Genomic DNA, 16,601 nt, shown 5'->3' on the forward strand with positions numbered 1-16,601 from the left:
ATTGAGTTGCCAAGTTCCTCTCGGGACCATAGCGGAGGGGAAACACCCGGTTTCCATTCCGAACCCGGCAGTTAAGCCCTCCAGCGCCGATGATACTGTGCCGGGCGAACGGCACGGGAAAGTAGGTCGTCCCGGGGGGTTTGATTAACAATCTTTCTAAACTCTTTAAGAAGAGTTCTGCTGAGTTCCCCTTCTATCTCAGTTTTATCGTTTTCTTGTGTCCAATTATAACTGATCATCCGATTTTGTGTTATCATTTTTTTTATGGCAAAAAACTATCAAACGAGGTTGCGCACACCATGATGTACTCGCTTCTAAATTATCTTAGCCTTATAACCATAGGTATAAGTGGATTGTCAATTCTAAGCGGTCTTGTATTCATAAAGCTTAAGAAAAGAGACATTCACAAGTTCTTTATGATAAACGCTTCTGTGTTTGCTATTATATTCGTACTGCTTTACGTTATAAAGAGCGTTCTGTATTCGCCTCAGCCTTACGTGGGTCCGTACAAGGGATTATTTTTGTTCATACTTTGGACACACACGATCTTGGCTATTATCAACTTTCCTCTTGCTGTGATAACCCTCAGGTATGCCTTTAGGGGACTCTTTGACAAGCACAAAAAGATTGCTCCAATAACTGCCTTTGTTTGGCTTTACGTTGCTATTACAGGATGGATAATATACTACTTTATGCAGTGGTTAAATAGACAGAATTAGAACAGAGCCAAAATGCTCTTGAGAAAAGACTTGCCATCTGCAAAGGATGCTCGCGTATATCTATCCGTAGAAAGAGCGTTTCTGGGATACATAAAACTTTCCCTTTATTCTCTAAGCTTGGCAATCCTCTTCACTTTCAGATGCATTACATTTATTCAACAGTAAAAAAGGTTGACAGTGGATACTACAGAACAAACATTGTTTAATCCTAACCGTATACATTCTCAGAATCGCTTAGTCCTTGAACTTAGTATAGCAAGACTATGTGCTAAAATTATCTCATGCTCGCGGTTATAGGAGGAAGTGGGCTTTACAAACTTGAAAGGTTGGAAGATGTGCAGGAAGTCAAAATAACCACTCCCTTTGGTGAGCCATCTTCTCCTATTCTAATAGGAAAGCTAAGGGGTAAAAAGGTTGCCTTTTTGGCAAGACACGGACTAAACCATCAGTATAGTCCCTCTTTAGTCCCATACAGAGCAAATCTTTGGGCTCTAAAGGAGATAGGAGCAAGTAGAGTTTTGTCTATTTCTGCGGTGGGAGCTATAAACGAAAGGTTTAGACCGGGAGACTTTGTAGTCATAGACGACTTTTTGGACTTTACAAAGGGCAGAGAAGACACTTTTTACCAGGGGATTTACTCTGTGGACGTTCGGGGAGAAGACAAACCTTCCGAGCTTTTAAAAAATAAAAAAGTGGTTCATGTGGATATGTCGGACGCATACTGTCCTCAGATGAGAAGAAGGCTTATGGATGTTTTGGAAGAGTTAAAGCTAATCTATCATCCGTCGGGTGTTTATGCTTGCACGGAGGGTCCTAGGTTTGAAACTCCAGCAGAAATAAGAGCTATAAAGATCTTGGGCGGGGACGTGGTAGGTATGACGGGCTATCCAGAGGTAGCTTTGGCAAGAGAGCTTGCGTTATGCTATGCCAGCCTTTGCGTTGTTGCAAACCCAGCGGCTGGAATTGCAGGCTACAGGCTAACCAGTGAGGAAGTTATATCCATGATGAAAAGCAAAGAAGAGGAGATAAAGCTTATACTTGAGTTGTTAGTAGAAATGCTTGAAGATCAAAAAACCTGCAACTGCCATCAAGCTTTGGAAGGGGCGGAAGTTTAATCCACATTTATCTTATCCTGAACCACGTAGGGTTTCGTATCTTTAGTCTGATAGTATATTCTGATCAAGAGCTCTGCTATTAGACCTGTGGATATAAGCTGAACACCAGCCAGTATGGAAAGGACGCTTAATATAAGCAAAGGTCTTCCACCAATGGATTCTTCCAGAAAGATCTTTAAAAAGAGAAGGTAAAGCAGTGCAACAAGACCTGCGATGAGCAGAAAAAAGCCTATGCTGCCAAACATGTAAAGGGGTTTGTTTATGTATTCGTTGAGGAACTTTACAAGCATAATGTCCAAAAGAACCCTAACAGTCCTGCCTATACCGTATTTAGACCTTCCGTAGATCCTTGGGTGGTGTCTTACTGGAACTTCCGTTATCTTTGCTCCCTTTCTTTTTGTAAGGGCAGGCAAGAACCTGTGCATGTCTCCAAAAAGCTCAAGGTCCTTTACTACCTCAGCTTTATAAGCTTTGAGGGTGCATCCATAATCGTGAAGATGCACACCTGTAATTTTGGATATAAGCCAGTTGGCTATCATAGACGGAAGCTTTCTTGAAAGGAAGGGGTCCTTTCTGTCCTTTCTCCAACCGCTAACTATGTGATAGCCTTCTTTCAGCTTTTCCAAAAGGGTTGGTATGTCTTCTGGGTCGTTCTGAAGGTCCGCATCTAAGGTTATGATGACTTCACCCTTTGCGTGTTCAAAACCTGCAGACAGGGCGGCAGTTTGTCCGTAGTTTCTTTTAAATCTTAAGACCTTTACCTTTTTGTCTTTCGTTGCCAGCTTCTTTAGTATATCAAAGGTTGAATCTGTGGAGCCGTCATCCACAAAGATAACTTCGTAATCTTCTCCCAGACTGTCTAACACTTTCTTTAGCTTTTCGTAAAGAATAGGGACGTTTTCTTCTTCGTTGTAAGCTGGTATAACAACAGAGAGCATAAAAATAGTTTATCAGATGTAGGCTCCAACACCCTCAAAAATAACGCGCGTGATCTTTCCTTCTTCTTTTACTTCTTTGACTTGGTAATCGTAGAAGTTGATCTTGTGAAAGTCTTCTATAGAAAGCTTCCTTTCTGCTATGTACCTTAACGCGTAGGCCCTATGCCTTTGTGAATTTTTTACCCTCTGACCCTTTTTGTAGAACTCAAACTTAACCAGTTCAGAAACACTCTCAAAGCTTAGAATTTTTTCTTCTTCACTTCCAAGCAGCGATACTATAGTTTTTCCTTGAAAGACGTTTTTGGAGAGATTTCTTAAATCTTCCTTCCACCAATCCCTTAGCTTTTTTCCCTTGCACTCTTCGTCCCACGACAGGCAAGCGTAAGGAATTGGAGAGTTTATGTTTATTAAGCCAAGAAGTGGAGACAAAACCAACGACCGAGCTGATATAAAGCTTTGAACTTCTGAAGGGAGAACCCAAAATTCTAAGCTGTCCCAGAAGTTGTTTTTATACCTTCTCCACGCGGGCAAAAGCTCTTCCATACTGATCCCAAAGCAATTTATTAGCTCTACCCTTTTTGCGGTCAGCTCTTGAAATGGATATACCTCTACTCCTGCACTTACACTTTCCCTTAGCCTTATCCTCGATTGTCGCTTTGAAGAGCCAAGAAGAAAGAGCATAGAGAAATATTAACAGAAAAGCTTCAGAATATGAGGCACCAAGAACTCCGCAAAGCTCAGCTTGTTTTCAAAAGAAAAGGGAATGGTTTGTCCGTCCTTAAAGATCAAATAACCTTCGTGTGACTCTTGACCCATTATCCCCACAGGATTGGCTACTATAAGGTCTAACCCTTTTCTTATTAGCTTTTCCTTTGCGTTTTGCAAAAGAACATGTCTTTCTTCAAGGGCAAAGCCTAAAACCCTTAGGTTGCTCGGTTTTACCTTTGCCACTTCTTCAAGAATGTCTGGATTTTTTACAAGTTTAAGTGTAAGTCCTTCCGATTTTTTTATCTTACCTTCAAAGCTCTCCAAAGGCTTATAATCAGCCACAGCTGCGCTCATCACCAAAAGATCAATCTCTCCGATCCTTTTCATCACTTCCCTTAACATATCTTCTGCAGATACAACTTTTACCAGTTTAACTTCCGGTGGGGGCTTTTCCTCTGTATAAGCACTTATCAGTTCAACCCCCGCGCCATACCAGCGTAAAACTCTTGCTATGGCAAAGCCCGTTTTTCCGCTTGAAAGGTTGGATATAAACCTAACACTGTCTATGAACTCTCTGGTGGCACCCACAGTTATCAGAACCCTTTTACCGTAAAGGGGCTTTTCCCTCAGTCCCCACTCTACCCAATCCAAGATTCTCTCCAAACTTGCAAGCCTTCCCTTACCCTCCTCTTCGCAAGCTAAAATTCCCTCCTCTGGCTCTATTACTATTACCCCCCTTTCTTTTAGCTTTCTTACATTTTCCTGAATTGCAGGATTGTTCCACATCTCCACATTACAGGCAGGTGCGAGCATCAAAGGTCCGCTGTGAGCCAGAGCGCAGTTGGTCAGCAGGTTATCAGCAAGCCCCAAAGCTATTTTTGAAAGTGTGTTTGCACTGCAGGGAGCTATTAAAAAGAGATCAGACCATCTTGATAGGTTTATGTGCAGGAAAGGGTCCTCCTCCCACTCAGAGTACGCTTTGTTTCCGCTCAGAGCGTGAAAGGTTAGCTTGCTTATAAACTCCTCTGCCTTTAGAGTAAGAACTACCCTTACCTGGTGTCCACTATGCTTTAGCTCCCTTACCAGCTCACAGGCTTTGTATATTGCAACAGAGGAGGAGACCCCTAAAAGTATGTTTGCCACAAAGTTATTTTAACAGCTGGTGCAGGATTGCTCCTTTGCCTGCTTTGCCTTCTTTGCCATCTCTGGATCGTATGCTTTCCCCTGCCACAGGACGCTATAGACTACTTCAAAGGTGCTCTCTGCCAGCTCGGTTAGTTCCTTAAACAGCTTATTAAACCTTTCACTTCTGTGGGACTCTTCGTGGTCCTCTAAGCTTCTCCAGAATGTTATGATAAGCACCTCTCTGTCCTTCAGCGGATGTTCGGTGGTTTGTCCTACAGTTGAACCTTCCAGAGATACACCCCCTGTGTTTAATGCTACAAAGCCACCGTAAAAACCTGTGTCAGAGTGGTAGGTTTTTACGTGCTCGCAAAGGTAGGCTACCCTTTCTGCCACCTCATCAAGGCTAACGCCTTCCTTAAGAACAACGTAGTTTATGTTCATTATGGCATCTTCTGGTATATCAACTATCCTGTTCATTCCATACATGGCACACCTCCTTATACTATAAGGATATTCAAATATTCTTATAAAACTGTGATATAACTCAGAAGGTTTGGCTGGAAAGAAAGGCGCTTAAAAACTTAAATTTGCCAGCACAGAAAGGTATCCTGTAGTTAGCAAAACTCCTAAGGCTACGAGTACTAAACCACCCACTAATTCTACCACCCCAAAGAACTTGCTAAAGCTTTTGACAAAGCTCAAAAAGGCAGACAGCAGTCCGCCCGCAACAATAAAAGGAATACCAAGACCCATGGAGTAAGAGAAAAGCAGTACAGCGCCTTGCAATGCGGTCTCCTGTTGGGATGCATAAAGAAGAATGCTTCCAAGCACAGGACCTATGCAAGGAGACCAACCAAAGGCAAAAAGCATTCCAACGACGAAAGCACCAAACAAAGAGACATTACTTTTCATTTCTATCCTCATCTGCCTGTAAAGTTTTTCATGAAAGCCAAAGGAGTATAAAAATAGCACCACTAATATAATTCCCAAAAGCTCAAAGAGCAGTTTTTGACTTATGACCCCAAAAAGATGCAGAGAAACCAGCAAAGCAGAAACACCCAGAATTTCTCTTAGGAAATTCTTTCTTAGAAAAACTCCAGCAAAGTGCAGACCAAAGAAAACTATCAGACCTCCACCCACCTTTGAGATGATTTCTTGATACTCTCTTAGCAGTTGTCCTACAGCGGTTGCTCCTGCACCCAATAGGGAAAAAACCAAAGAAAAGCCAAAAACAAAAAGCACTGATGCAAGTAAGATGTTTAGATTAAAACCTTTTGAACTCCCATCAACCCGACCTATGCCAGAGATGTAAGACAGATAACCCGGAATGATTGGAAGAACGCAGGGAGACAAAAAGGACAGTAAACCTGCAGTAAAGGCTATAAGGAGAGATACTTCAACCATCTATGTTAAATATAACCATCTTTACTTCCGTATAGTCTTCTATGGCGTATTTTGGTCCTTCTCTACCCACGCCTGAGAACTTCACACCTCCGTATGGCATGTGGTCTGCTCTAAAGTTAGGACCCTCGTTTATCAGCACCCCACCAGCCTTTATTCCATTTATAAATTTCCAAGCAGTGTCCAAGTCCCTTGTAAATACCCCTACCTGCAAACCGTAATCTGAATCATTTACCATGTTAATAGCCTCCTCAACGCTACTGTATGGATTTACCACCACCACGGGAGCAAAGGCCTCTTCTCTGAAGAGTTTCGCATGCGGTGGCACCAAGCTAACTACGGTTGGAACCAACACAGAAGATACCCTATCACCACAGAACACTCCTCCAGTAATCAGCTTTGACCCATGCTGCAACGCTTCGTCTATCCAACTTTGGATCCTTTCCACCTCGCTTATGGATATCATGGGACCCACGTCTGTACTCTCATCCATTGGATCCCCGACCTTTAAACTTTCCACCTCAGAAGAAAGCTTTTCTAAAAACTCCTCAAATATAGACTCATGCACAAAGACCCTTTGGACAGATATACAAACCTGCCCCGCTATGGCATAGCCTCCCTGCACTGTCTTTTGCACCGCCCTTTCAATGTCAGCGTCTTTATGAACTACTATCGCTGAGTTTGAACCAAGCTCAAGAACCAGCTTTTTTATACCACACTGCTTAGCTATTATCTCTCCTACTTTTCTGCTTCCTGTAAAGGAAACTACCCTCACGTCGGGATGTGTGGTTATGACCTTACCTACATCTCCGAACCCTGGGAGCACGGATATGGCAAAGGGTGGAAAACCTGCTTCTAAAAGCAGTTCTCCCAGCATCAAAGGTGTAAGGGGTGTTCTTTCTGATGGTTTTAATATAACCGCATTCCCAGAAGCTAAGGCTGGAGCAACCTTATGCATGGAAAGATTCAAAGGAAAGTTAAAGGGTGTTATGGCACTTACTATTCCCACAGGCTCCCTTACATAAAATCCAAACTTTCCCTTTCCGTTAGGATGGGCAGCTATGGGAATTACTTCTCCGCCAATCCTTCTTGCCTCTTCAGCAGAAAAGAGCAAAGTCTGTATTGCCCTTTGAACTTCCGTTCTTGCCTCCCTTATAGTTTTCCCAACCTCTAAAACCAAAGTCTTTGCAAACTCTTCGCTTCTCTTCTGAAGAAGCTCTGCCGCCCTCATCAAAAAGGCATACCTTTCGTAAGGAGTAAGCTTTGCCATTTCCTTTGCTCCCTGCTGTGCAATCTCAACGGCCTGCAGGGCTTGCTCTTCAGTGGCAAAGTGCACCCTTGCAACAGTCTCCTGAGTGTATGGATACTTAACTTCTACTATGTTGTTTGTTTTGACCTTTTGACCGCCAAGTATGAGTTCCTTTTCCATACGAAAATTATAATGTAGTGCCTCTTTCAATCAAATTGATGTTCCATAAATATCTGCAGGACCTTTCGAGCACGGAAATTAGACTGTAAGCCTGCGTGAGAGTTTGAGCCGCGCTAAAAACTCCGTGGTTTTTCACTACCAAAATCTTAGACGTTTTTAATCCCTGCGCCACTGCTCCGGCAAGTTCTTCGCTACCGGAGGGATAGTCTGGAATAACCTCCACCGCACCTAAGATGGCTTTGCCCTCTGAGTCTTTTGGTTCTATTCTGGAGTAGTAATTTGAAAGAAAAACTGTATAGAGGGGATGGGCATGGACTACCGCTTTGTGAGAAGTCTGTAGGTAGATTTCTCTATGCACTATCCACTCAGAAGATGCCCTGTCTTCAAGTGTATGTTTTTGATAAAGCTGTAGCTCAATTAAGTCTTCAAAGCTTAAGTTCCCAAGGTGGGAGCCAGTTCTTGTTATTATAGCCCTATCCCTCAGCCTTACAGAAAGGTTGCCCGCCCTTGCATCCACCAAGCCTTCTTTGTACAACAACTCCCCTATCTTTACCAACTTTGCCTTGTAGTAAAACACTGATGAAATTATAACATTAAGCATTGAACGAAAGCTTTTTTAGAATATTATTTTTTTGCTATGATAGACACGCACTGCCATTTAGATTTGTTGAAGAAGGAAGATTACGAAGAGACCATAAGGGATAGCTCGTTGGAATACCTGATAACCATCGGCTACGATAGGAAGACCGTTGAAAATGCCCTTAGGATATCAAATCAAGTGGATAAAGTATATTGTGCAATAGGCTTTCATCCACACGAAGCGGATAAGGTCAAAGACCAAGACCTTGAATGGCTCAAAAACTTAGCGGCCAATCATCCAAAGGTTAAGGCTTTGGGTGAGATGGGCTTGGATTTTTACAAAGACTATTCAGATAGAAAAAGGCAAGAAGATGTTTTTAGAAAACAGATCCAAATAGCAAGGGAGTTGGGCCTTCCTATAGTGGTTCATTCAAGAGACGCAGAGGAAGAAACTTACAGAATACTAAAGGAAGAGAAAGCTTACGAAGTGGGCGGAGTTATGCACTGCTTTACTGGAAGCTACGAATTCATGAAAAAGTGCGTAGACCTTGGCTTTTACATATCTTACTCTGGCATCATCACCTATCCCAACGCCCACTCACTCAGAGAAGTGGTCAAGAGAACGCCAACACAGAGAGTGCTCATAGAAACCGATAGCCCTTTCCTTGCACCGCAACCAGTAAGAGGGAAGCCAAATAAACCCTCTTACATTTGGTACGTTGCAGAAACTTTAGCTCAGATCATACCCAACACTAACTTGGAAGACGTAGACCGTATGACCTCTGAAAATGCAAAGCTCATCTTTAACATAGGCAATAACGAAAAAAAAGAGTCTATAACATACGTCATAAATAACAAGCTATACATCAACCTTACGAACAAGTGTAACCTTCACTGTGTGTTTTGCCAAAGGGAAAGAGAGAGAAATTTCATGGTAAAAGGCTATTGGGTTTGGGTTTCCAGAGATCCCTCTGTGGAAGAGGTAATAAGAGAAATAGGAGATCCAAAGAAATACGACGAGATAGTGTTCTGTGGTTATGGAGAGCCTACTCTAAGGTTCTCTGCATTGAAAGAGATAGCAAGTTGGGTAAAATCGCAGGGCGGTAAAGTGAGAGTGGATACCAACGGCCTTTTATTTACCTTCATGCCAAAAGACAGCTTAAAACAGCTGAAAGGCTTGGTGGACGTTTGGTCTGTGAGCTTGAACGCTCCTGACAAAGAAACCTACAACAAAGTATGCAAACCAGCACAACCCAATGCCTTTGAAACGGTAATAGAATTTATAAAGGAGGCTAAGAAGCTGGGCTTTGAAGTAATCGCCACTGCGGTGGATTTTCCAGGTGTTGATATGAAAAAGACAGAGGAGCTTGCCAAAAGTTTAGGTGCTAAGTGGAGGGCAAGAATATACGAGTCTATTGGATGAGTTTTTGATTATAATAGACCTTCAAGGAGGGTAATAATGGTTGATCCAGATATACTGCTTCTTGCCATAGTTAATATGTCAGAGGGTGTTAAGGCTCTTATAGGGGACAAGGGAGCTAAGGCGGTTCTTAGGTATGCGGGAAGGCAGTCTAGACCAAAGCTACTTGAAAGCTTAATTGGACATTTCCCAGAAGTGCTTGATAAGGAAGAAGCTTTAAGAAGGGCGTGCATTATACTAGAAAACTTGGGATTTGCGAAGGTTATAAGTAAAGAAGATGGGAAAATCGTAATATAAGAAGACATATTTACCGATGCCATAGTAGGGGGGAACGTGGCAGATTCTCCCATAATATATTTTTTTTGCAGGGCTCATAGAAGGTTTTGTTTCTTTCATGAGCGATCAAAAGCCAACCCTAATACCAGAAACTGTAGAAAGGGGGAAAATCGTTTATAAATACTCATAGTTTTAAATGGCAAAGGCTGTTTAGCAAGCGCAGATGGAATCTCTCTCCGTCAAATTCCAAAAGGCTTATCCCTGTATTGTCCATGTGAATATTCCATAAGTTATTCAGGCTCAATCCAACAGTCAGGCATATGATAGCATGCAAGGTGCCACCATGAGCTACCACACACAGCCTTTCCTGTGATAAGTTGATAAGGTCTTTCAAAAAGTGTTTAACTCTGTTTTCAAACTCCCCCATGTTCTCTTGCGTTGGCAAAGGATGAGTTACTGGATCTTTTAACCAGTTTAAGAAGGTGTCTCTATTCTCTTCTACCAAAGTCCAAAAGTGCCTACCCTCAAAGACACCAAAGGACATCTCTCTTATTCTCTCGTCAATCTGAAGAGGAATTTGAAGAAGGTCGCTTATGGTCTGTGCAGTTTTGTATGCCCTTCTTTGGGGAGAGCTGATTATTAGCTGTATTCCCTTGTCTTTTAGAAACTCTGCGCACATTCTTGCTTGAACAAAACCTAAAGGAGTTAGGTCGCTATCGAGCCTACCTTGAAAGATTCCCTTTTCGTTAAATTCACTTTGGGCGTGTCTAACAAGATATATGAGCTTTTTCATCAAAAGTCCCTCGCACCCGGAACGGCAGGCTTACCGTTGCTCCCTCTCGGGCCTGGCGGGGTTCACCCTGTCCCGTTGCGAGGGTATTTATAATTATAAAGCCATGATGAAGTTCTATGTCACAACACCAATATACTATGTTAACGATGTTCCGCACGTAGGTCATGCATACACGACCATAGCAGCGGATGCCATAGCACGCTTTTACAGGCTCAGAGGTTATGATGTTTTCTTCCTAACTGGAACGGACGAGCACGGTCTAAAGATACAGAAATCAGCGGAGGAAAAGGGATTATCCCCAAAAGAGCTGGCAGATCTAAACTCAGAGAACTTCAAAAGGCTATGGGAATTTCTCAACATAAGCTACGACCACTTTATCCGCACTACAGATCCTTATCACGTCAAGCTTGCACAAGAGGTGTTTGTAAAGAGCTACGAGGCGGGAGACATCTACTTAGGAGAATACGAAGGTTGGTATTGTGTTGGATGTGAGGAATTCAAGTCAGAAAGCGAGCTTTTGGAAGGAAACAGGTGTCCGATACATCTAAAGCCCTGCGAATACTTAAAAGAGCCTTCTTACTTTTTTAAGCTTTCCAAGTATCAAAAGGCTATAGAAGAGCTGTTAGAGAAAGAGTCCAATTTTGTGCTTCCTTCCTACAGGAAAAATGAGGTTCTCAGCTTTTTAAAGCAGGGCCTAAAGGATCTTTCGGTTACTAGGCCAAAAAGTAGGGTAAGGTGGGGCATTCCCGTGCCCTTTGACCAAGAGCACACCATATACGTCTGGTTTGATGCTCTTTTTAACTATCTTTCGGCGGTGTATGAAAGGATGGAATTTTGGCCACCAGATCTTCATTTGGTAGGAAAGGACATACTAAGATTTCATGCGATCTATTGGCCAGCCTTTCTGATTTCCGTAGGATACGAGCTGCCAAGAACCATATTTGCCCACGGCTGGTGGAAGGTAGAAGGTCAGAAGATGTCCAAATCCTTGGGTAATGTAATAAGTCCCTACGATCTGGTAGAAGAATACGGTTTGGACGAGATAAGGTATTTCCTTTTAAGGGAAGTGCCCTTCGGGCAAGATGGGGATATAACAAAGGAAGCTTTAAAAAACCGAATAGTTGGAGAGCTCTCCAACGAAATAGGCAACCTCTACAGCAGGGTTTTGGCTATGGCTGTCAAACACTTAGGAGGAAGGGTTGCGGGTGATAAAGATCCGGAGTACCTCAGCTTTTGCACCGATGTTGTAGAAAGCTACGAGAGGTTTATGAGGGAGATAGACTTTTACCATGCGTTGGAGGAAGTTCTTAGGCTTTCCTCCTTTTTGAACAAATACGTAGATAGCAAAGCACCCTGGAACCTGGCAAAGACTGACGAGGAAGCCCTTAAAAAAGTTTTATACACTTTGATGGATGGGCTTTTTGTAATAGCCTACCTTCTAAATCCTTTTATGCCCACAAAAACAGCGCTCGTGTTTGAAAACTTCCAAATTGAAAAGTTACCAAAGGAGATTAAACCATACACATTCAGCTCCTACTTTACAAAGGGTAAGCTTATACTTTTTCCTAAGAGAGCATGAAGGTAGCTATAGTAGGCAGTGGAGTTATAGGGCTCAGCACTGCGCTTTACCTTGCTTTAGAGGGTTTCAGAACAAAGATAATAACAAGAAACCCTCAGGAAGCAACCTCTTGGGTTGCAGGCGGTATGCTAGCTCCCTTCTCAGAGGGCTTGGAGGGAGAGCTCTTTAAATTTTCTTATGAAAGCCTCAAGATGTTCCCAGAATACATAAAGCTCGTAGAAGAGGTTTCAAGGCTGAAAATAGACTATTGGAACGATGGAATGCTTAGAGTTGTTCTAAAGGGGGAGGAAGAACTCTTAAGAAGGGCTGAGCAATACAGAGCAAGAGGCTATTCTGTGGAGTTTCTTGAAAAGATGGACTATCATTCTGAGGAGGTGGTTTCAGTAATAAGATATGGAGAAGAAGGATGGGTAGACACGGAGAATTTGATGGATGCTCTACTTTTGGCTATGGAAAGGTTGGGAGTGGAAATTCAAATAGACGAGATCGGAAAGGTAGATTTCAAGGACGGAAGAGTTAATTATCTAAAGGGCATAAAAGACAGCTACACCGCAGACTACTACGTTTTTTGCACGGGAGCTTGGACCAAAGAGCTCTTTGACGTGCCAGTGTATCCCATAAAGGGCCAGGCTATAAAAGTGAGAGCCAAACCCGTTGATGTAGTTAATTATTCCACCATTTCTTACATCATTCCAAGAAGCAGACACACTTACATAGGTGCCACTTCAGAAGATGTGGCCTTTTTGGGGGGGAACACGGTGAGTGGGTTAAACTATCTGTGCAGTAATGCAATAAGAGTAGTTCCATCTCTTGCAAAAGCTGAAGTTATATCTACCCTTTACGGTTTTAGACCAGCCACACCTGACGAAAAACCCATCTTCATGGCAGGAGAGAACTACTGCTTGCTTTCTGGACATTACAGAAATGGCATACTTCACGCACCCATTACTGCAAACATTGCTAAATCCTTGATAAAAGACGAAGTTAGATCTGCGTATTTTGAATACTTTTCCCAGGAAAGGTTTTAAAATTGCATCAAAGTTCCTAATCTACCGTGTGAAGTTGAAAGCATATCCTTCCCTTTCCTTCAAGACTTTATACAATTAATGAGACACTACCGAAGCAAGCGACCTAATCCTTCTTGATGACAACTTCGCAACCATTGCCAAATCTATAAAAGAAGGAAGAAAAATTTACGACAACAAGCCATTACCTTTGCCCTTTCTTCTATCCAAAGTCGTAGAAATAGAAAAGTTTATAAAAAGACATTATAATCAGCTTAAATTTTTACCATTTTTAACCAAAAGTGTTACGTAGAATTTTTAAGTTTAAAATAGTTTATGCGGCATATAACTTTTCTATGTGTTCATAAATTTCAGAAGTAATTTGATCTATTTTCTCGTATTCTACCCTCTCTTCTAAAACTTTAAATAATATTTCCTTTATAGCTACTTTGATTCTTGCTCTCAAACTTTCCTTTTTATGCCAATCAACAATTTTAACAAAATATCCTAACTGCTTTTTAATTTCCTTTACTACATATATTATTTCTTCTTTATTTTTAAACACGCCTTCTTTTAACAACATATCATAAAAGGCTACTTCTTCTTCCGTCAAGTCTAATTCTTTCCCCTCGTTTAATTTCTTCTTTATTTCTTTTGCTATCTCTATTAACTCATTAATAACATCTACTGTAGTAATGAGTTTTACGTTATGTCTTTCAATCAACTTTTGCAATCTCTCATATAAAGACTTGTATCTAATAGGATTTACTCTTAGTTTTACCTTAAGCTCATCTTTAATAAGTTTCATTAAAAGGTCTGTTGCGTAATTTTTTTGGGTTAAACTTGAAATATTAGAGAGAAGCTCATCGTCTAAAATAGATATGTCTGGCTTATCTTTTTTAAGTAAAGAAAATATATCTACAGGTTCTTCTGCTGATATACTTTTTGAAATAAGTTGACTAATCTCATATTCTAATTCCTTTGATATTTCCTTCCTTGAAGGAACTTTATACTTAACTATCATCTTTTTGATCATCTCAAAAAACTTAATATCATTCTTTATCTTAATTGTTTCAGGATGGGGGCTTGCCAAAGCATAAGCCTTTTTAAGGGCTATATAATTTTTGATAAAGCTTCGTTTTAACTTTTCATCGTTTAGTAAATTGTATGCAGACACTGTAAGTTGAGCTAATTCTTCAGGGGTTAACTCTGTCCAGTTTTGATAATTTAATCCATAAAACATAGAAGAAACTATATCGTATTTTTCCTTTAAAACATCTATAACTTCATTTATATTAGTTAACACTTGATTTATAGCCGAAATTGTATATTGGCTTAAAGACTTCCTTAAATCATCAGCAATCCCGATATAATCAACTATAAGACCTGCTGGTTTATCTTTAAATACTCTATTTACCCGTGCTATTGCTTGCATTAAATTATGGTTTTTCATCGGTTTATCAATATACATGGTATGAAGACAAGGCACGTCAAAGCCTGTCAAAAGCATATCTACTACAATTACTATTTTTGGGTCTTTTTCTGGATTTTTAAAATTGTTCAAAATTTCCTCTAACTGGTCTTTATTTCTTATGAAAGGATGATAATCTTCAGGGTCTTTTTTCTTATTTCCTGACATTATAACTTCTATAGAGGGAGCATCAGGAATGCTTTTAATAGCCTTATAAAGTTCAACTGCAACCTTTCTTGAAATCACAACCACCATTCCCTTGCCTTCGAGCGTTTCGGTTCTTTTATTAAAATGCTCTACAATATCCTTAGCTATTTTTTTTAAGCGTTCCGGTGATAAAACTAACTCTTCAATTCTTGCATATTTTCTTTTTAAGCTCTCTTTCAGTTCTGGTTCAAGCCCTTCTGACAGCTCCTCAAACTCTTCGTCTATAAACTCATTGGTTAAATGAAGCTCTGCAAGCCTTGGTTCATAATATATAGGAACTATTACTCTATGTCTGAGTGCTTTGTCCATGGGATATACACTTATTGGTTCGCCAAATACAAGGTAAGTATCTCTATCTTGAAGCTCTATAGGGGTTGCGGTAAATCCCATAAAGGAAGCGTTAGGGATAGCCTTCCTTAAATTTTGAGCAAGCTCACGATATTGACTTCTGTGAGCTTCATCTGCAACAATAATGATATTTTTTCTTTCTGTAAGCAGTGGATACTCTTCAGCTTTTTTCCTTCCAAATTTTTGAATGGTTGTAAATAATATCCCTCCTGCCGATGTCTTAACCGTTTCTTGTAGATCCTTTATACTTTCTGCCTGCTTTGCTATAGGAAATTGCGAGAAAAGTTTATAGAGTTGTTCATCAAGACTATTTCTATCAGTTATAAAAATTATAAGCGGATTTTCAAGTTCTCTCATTTTTAAAACTTTTCTTGCATAAAAAAGCATAGTAAGTGATTTGCCAGAACCTTGGGTATGCCAAACAACCCCAATCCTTTTTTCTTCCGGAGTTTTACCTTCTAAGACGCATTTAACGGTTTTTACAACAGCCTTTTTTACGGTGTAAAATTGATGATAGCTTGCTATCTTCTTCTTATAAGTTTCTCCTTCCTTTTCGTAAAATACAAAATCGTTCAAAAATTCAGTAAGATGCTCTTTTCTGAATAATCCTTTAATTAATAGCTCAAGAGAAGTTAGTTCTCTGTTATTATAGAAGTATCTATAATAACCATCAGCAACCTCTTCAACCTTTATATCATCATCACTTAAAATTCCTTCCCATACAAAAAATCTTTCCCAATCGCTCGTTGGTGAGCCATACTTAGTTTCGTATCCATCTGAGGCAACGATAATTTGAGAATAGACATAAAGTTGAGGTATATCTTTTATTTTTCTTTGATGGTCTAAAAAGGCATCTTTTGCAGTTTCTTCGGCGTTAAAGCTTTTTAATTCAAAAACTGCTACGGGTAAACCATTTATAAACACAACAAGGTCTGGGACTCTGTGTTGCCCCTTTTCATACTGATATTCAACTTTAAATTGGTTAGCCAGAAGAAATTCGTTATTTTCTATGTTTTCAAAATCTATCAGCTTAACAGGTCTTGTTCTTTCTTCTGCTCCTTCCCTAAAAGTAAGTTTTACTCCTCCTGTTAAAAGGTCATAAAAGAGTTTACTTTTTATCGCAAAATCTGGATGGTCAAGCTCAATAATCTTTTTATAAACTTCTTCTGCCAAGTTATCTGTAAGCCAGGGGTTTATTCTTTTTATTGCTTGAGTAAGCCTATTCTTTAAAACACAATGTCTATAAGATTCTCTTTCTCCCTTGTCAGGTATAAGCTCAGAGCCGTGAATGTAAGAATAGCCGATTTCTTTAAACCATTTTATGGCAGGTTGTTCAACAAGATAATCTTCGGTGAGATGTCTTATCATTTTATATCTCCTCAACCCTTAATTTTCCAAATACAAGCAAAGGTAAAAGTGTATCTCTGATTTTGCGTAAGGTTATTATTTGCTTTTGGTTGAGGATGATTTTCTGGAATAGGGGCTCTAC

Annotated in this window: 15 protein-coding genes, 1 rRNA gene and 1 other RNA gene; 7 read left to right on the plus strand and 10 right to left on the minus strand. The window is 40.5% G+C overall.

Going from position 1 to position 16,601, the window contains the following annotated elements; genetic code table 11:
• Positions 1-18: 18 nt before the first annotated feature.
• The 3 genes from rrf to mtnP all read left to right on the plus strand — a co-directional run bounded on the left by rrf (position 19) and on the right by mtnP (position 1,834).
• Positions 19-138: ribosomal RNA gene (gene rrf, locus V7P40_RS00120) — 5S ribosomal RNA — on the plus strand.
• Positions 139-299: 161 nt separating this feature from the next.
• Complete coding sequence (locus V7P40_RS00125; protein ID WP_333783942.1) at positions 300-719, plus strand: DUF420 domain-containing protein; 420 nt, start codon at positions 300-302, stop codon at positions 717-719.
• A 281-nt stretch (positions 720-1,000) separates the two neighbouring features.
• Positions 1,001-1,834, plus strand: coding sequence for an S-methyl-5'-thioadenosine phosphorylase (mtnP, locus tag V7P40_RS00130; RefSeq protein WP_333783943.1), 834 nt, complete (start codon positions 1,001-1,003; stop codon positions 1,832-1,834).
• Here the strand turns inward: mtnP and V7P40_RS00135 are convergent.
• The 7 genes from V7P40_RS00135 to V7P40_RS00165 all read right to left on the minus strand — a co-directional run bounded on the left by V7P40_RS00135 (position 1,831) and on the right by V7P40_RS00165 (position 8,012).
• Positions 1,831-2,772 carry a glycosyltransferase family 2 protein gene (locus tag V7P40_RS00135; RefSeq protein ID WP_333783944.1) on the minus strand — a complete coding sequence of 314 codons (942 nt, stop codon included), beginning with the start codon at positions 2,770-2,772 and terminating at the stop codon, positions 1,831-1,833. The genes mtnP and V7P40_RS00135 overlap by 4 nt on opposite strands.
• A 12-nt stretch (positions 2,773-2,784) precedes the next feature.
• Entirely contained in the window at positions 2,785-3,453 is a 669-nt protein-coding gene (gene yaaA / locus V7P40_RS00140; RefSeq protein ID WP_333783945.1) for a peroxide stress protein YaaA, read from the minus strand.
• Between the two features lie 9 nt (positions 3,454-3,462).
• Positions 3,463-4,623, minus strand: coding sequence for a bifunctional phosphopantothenoylcysteine decarboxylase/phosphopantothenate--cysteine ligase CoaBC (gene coaBC, locus V7P40_RS00145; protein WP_333783946.1), 1,161 nt, complete (start codon positions 4,621-4,623; stop codon positions 3,463-3,465).
• A 9-nt stretch (positions 4,624-4,632) separates the two neighbouring features.
• A complete protein-coding gene (locus tag V7P40_RS00150) occupies positions 4,633-5,082 on the minus strand; it encodes a ligand-binding protein SH3 (RefSeq protein WP_345786299.1) in 450 nt (149 codons plus the stop codon).
• Between the two features lie 96 nt (positions 5,083-5,178).
• Positions 5,179-6,009 carry a cytochrome c biogenesis protein CcdA gene (locus tag V7P40_RS00155; protein WP_333783948.1) on the minus strand — a complete coding sequence of 277 codons (831 nt, stop codon included), beginning with the start codon at positions 6,007-6,009 and terminating at the stop codon, positions 5,179-5,181.
• On the minus strand, positions 6,002-7,435 hold the full coding sequence (locus V7P40_RS00160; RefSeq protein WP_333783949.1) for an aldehyde dehydrogenase family protein: 1,434 nt from the start codon (positions 7,433-7,435) through the stop codon (positions 6,002-6,004). The genes V7P40_RS00155 and V7P40_RS00160 overlap by 8 nt, the downstream gene beginning before the upstream one ends.
• Before the next feature lie 7 nt (positions 7,436-7,442).
• The gene (locus tag V7P40_RS00165; RefSeq protein ID WP_333783950.1) at positions 7,443-8,012 is read right to left on the minus strand and encodes a class II aldolase/adducin family protein; all 570 of its coding nucleotides are present in this window, start codon (positions 8,010-8,012) and stop codon (positions 7,443-7,445) included.
• A 60-nt stretch (positions 8,013-8,072) separates the two neighbouring features.
• Here V7P40_RS00165 and V7P40_RS00170 point away from each other — a divergent pair, with 60 nt between their 5' ends.
• Together V7P40_RS00170 and V7P40_RS00175 are read left to right on the plus strand one after the other, a co-directional pair.
• A complete protein-coding gene (locus V7P40_RS00170; RefSeq protein WP_333783951.1) occupies positions 8,073-9,437 on the plus strand; it encodes a YchF/TatD family DNA exonuclease in 1,365 nt (454 codons plus the stop codon).
• Positions 9,438-9,473: 36 nt separating this feature from the next.
• On the plus strand, positions 9,474-9,731 hold the full coding sequence (locus tag V7P40_RS00175) for a hypothetical protein (RefSeq protein ID WP_333783952.1): 258 nt from the start codon (positions 9,474-9,476) through the stop codon (positions 9,729-9,731).
• Positions 9,732-9,894: 163 nt separating this feature from the next.
• On the opposite strand, the gene V7P40_RS00180 is transcribed toward V7P40_RS00175, so the two are convergent.
• A complete protein-coding gene (locus V7P40_RS00180; RefSeq protein WP_333783953.1) occupies positions 9,895-10,503 on the minus strand; it encodes a histidine phosphatase family protein in 609 nt (202 codons plus the stop codon).
• An RNA gene (gene ffs / locus V7P40_RS00185) (signal recognition particle sRNA small type) lies at positions 10,498-10,595 on the minus strand. The genes V7P40_RS00180 and ffs overlap by 6 nt, the downstream gene beginning before the upstream one ends.
• 11 nt (positions 10,596-10,606) lie before the next feature.
• On the opposite strand from ffs, the gene metG reads away from it, so the two are divergent.
• Entirely contained in the window at positions 10,607-12,082 is a 1,476-nt protein-coding gene (gene metG / locus V7P40_RS00190; protein ID WP_333783954.1) for a methionine--tRNA ligase, read from the plus strand.
• The gene (thiO, locus tag V7P40_RS00195) at positions 12,079-13,110 is read left to right on the plus strand and encodes a glycine oxidase ThiO (protein ID WP_333783955.1); all 1,032 of its coding nucleotides are present in this window, start codon (positions 12,079-12,081) and stop codon (positions 13,108-13,110) included. Before metG ends, thiO begins: the two co-directional genes overlap by 4 nt.
• A gap of 310 nt (positions 13,111-13,420) precedes the next feature.
• Here the strand turns inward: thiO and V7P40_RS00200 are convergent, their stop codons facing one another.
• Complete coding sequence (locus V7P40_RS00200; RefSeq protein ID WP_333783956.1) at positions 13,421-16,480, minus strand: type I restriction endonuclease subunit R; 3,060 nt, start codon at positions 16,478-16,480, stop codon at positions 13,421-13,423.
• Positions 16,481-16,601: the final 121 nt, after the last annotated feature.

The organism is Thermocrinis sp. (assembly GCF_036781485.1).
Lineage (GTDB): Bacteria > Aquificota > Aquificia > Aquificales > Aquificaceae > Thermocrinis.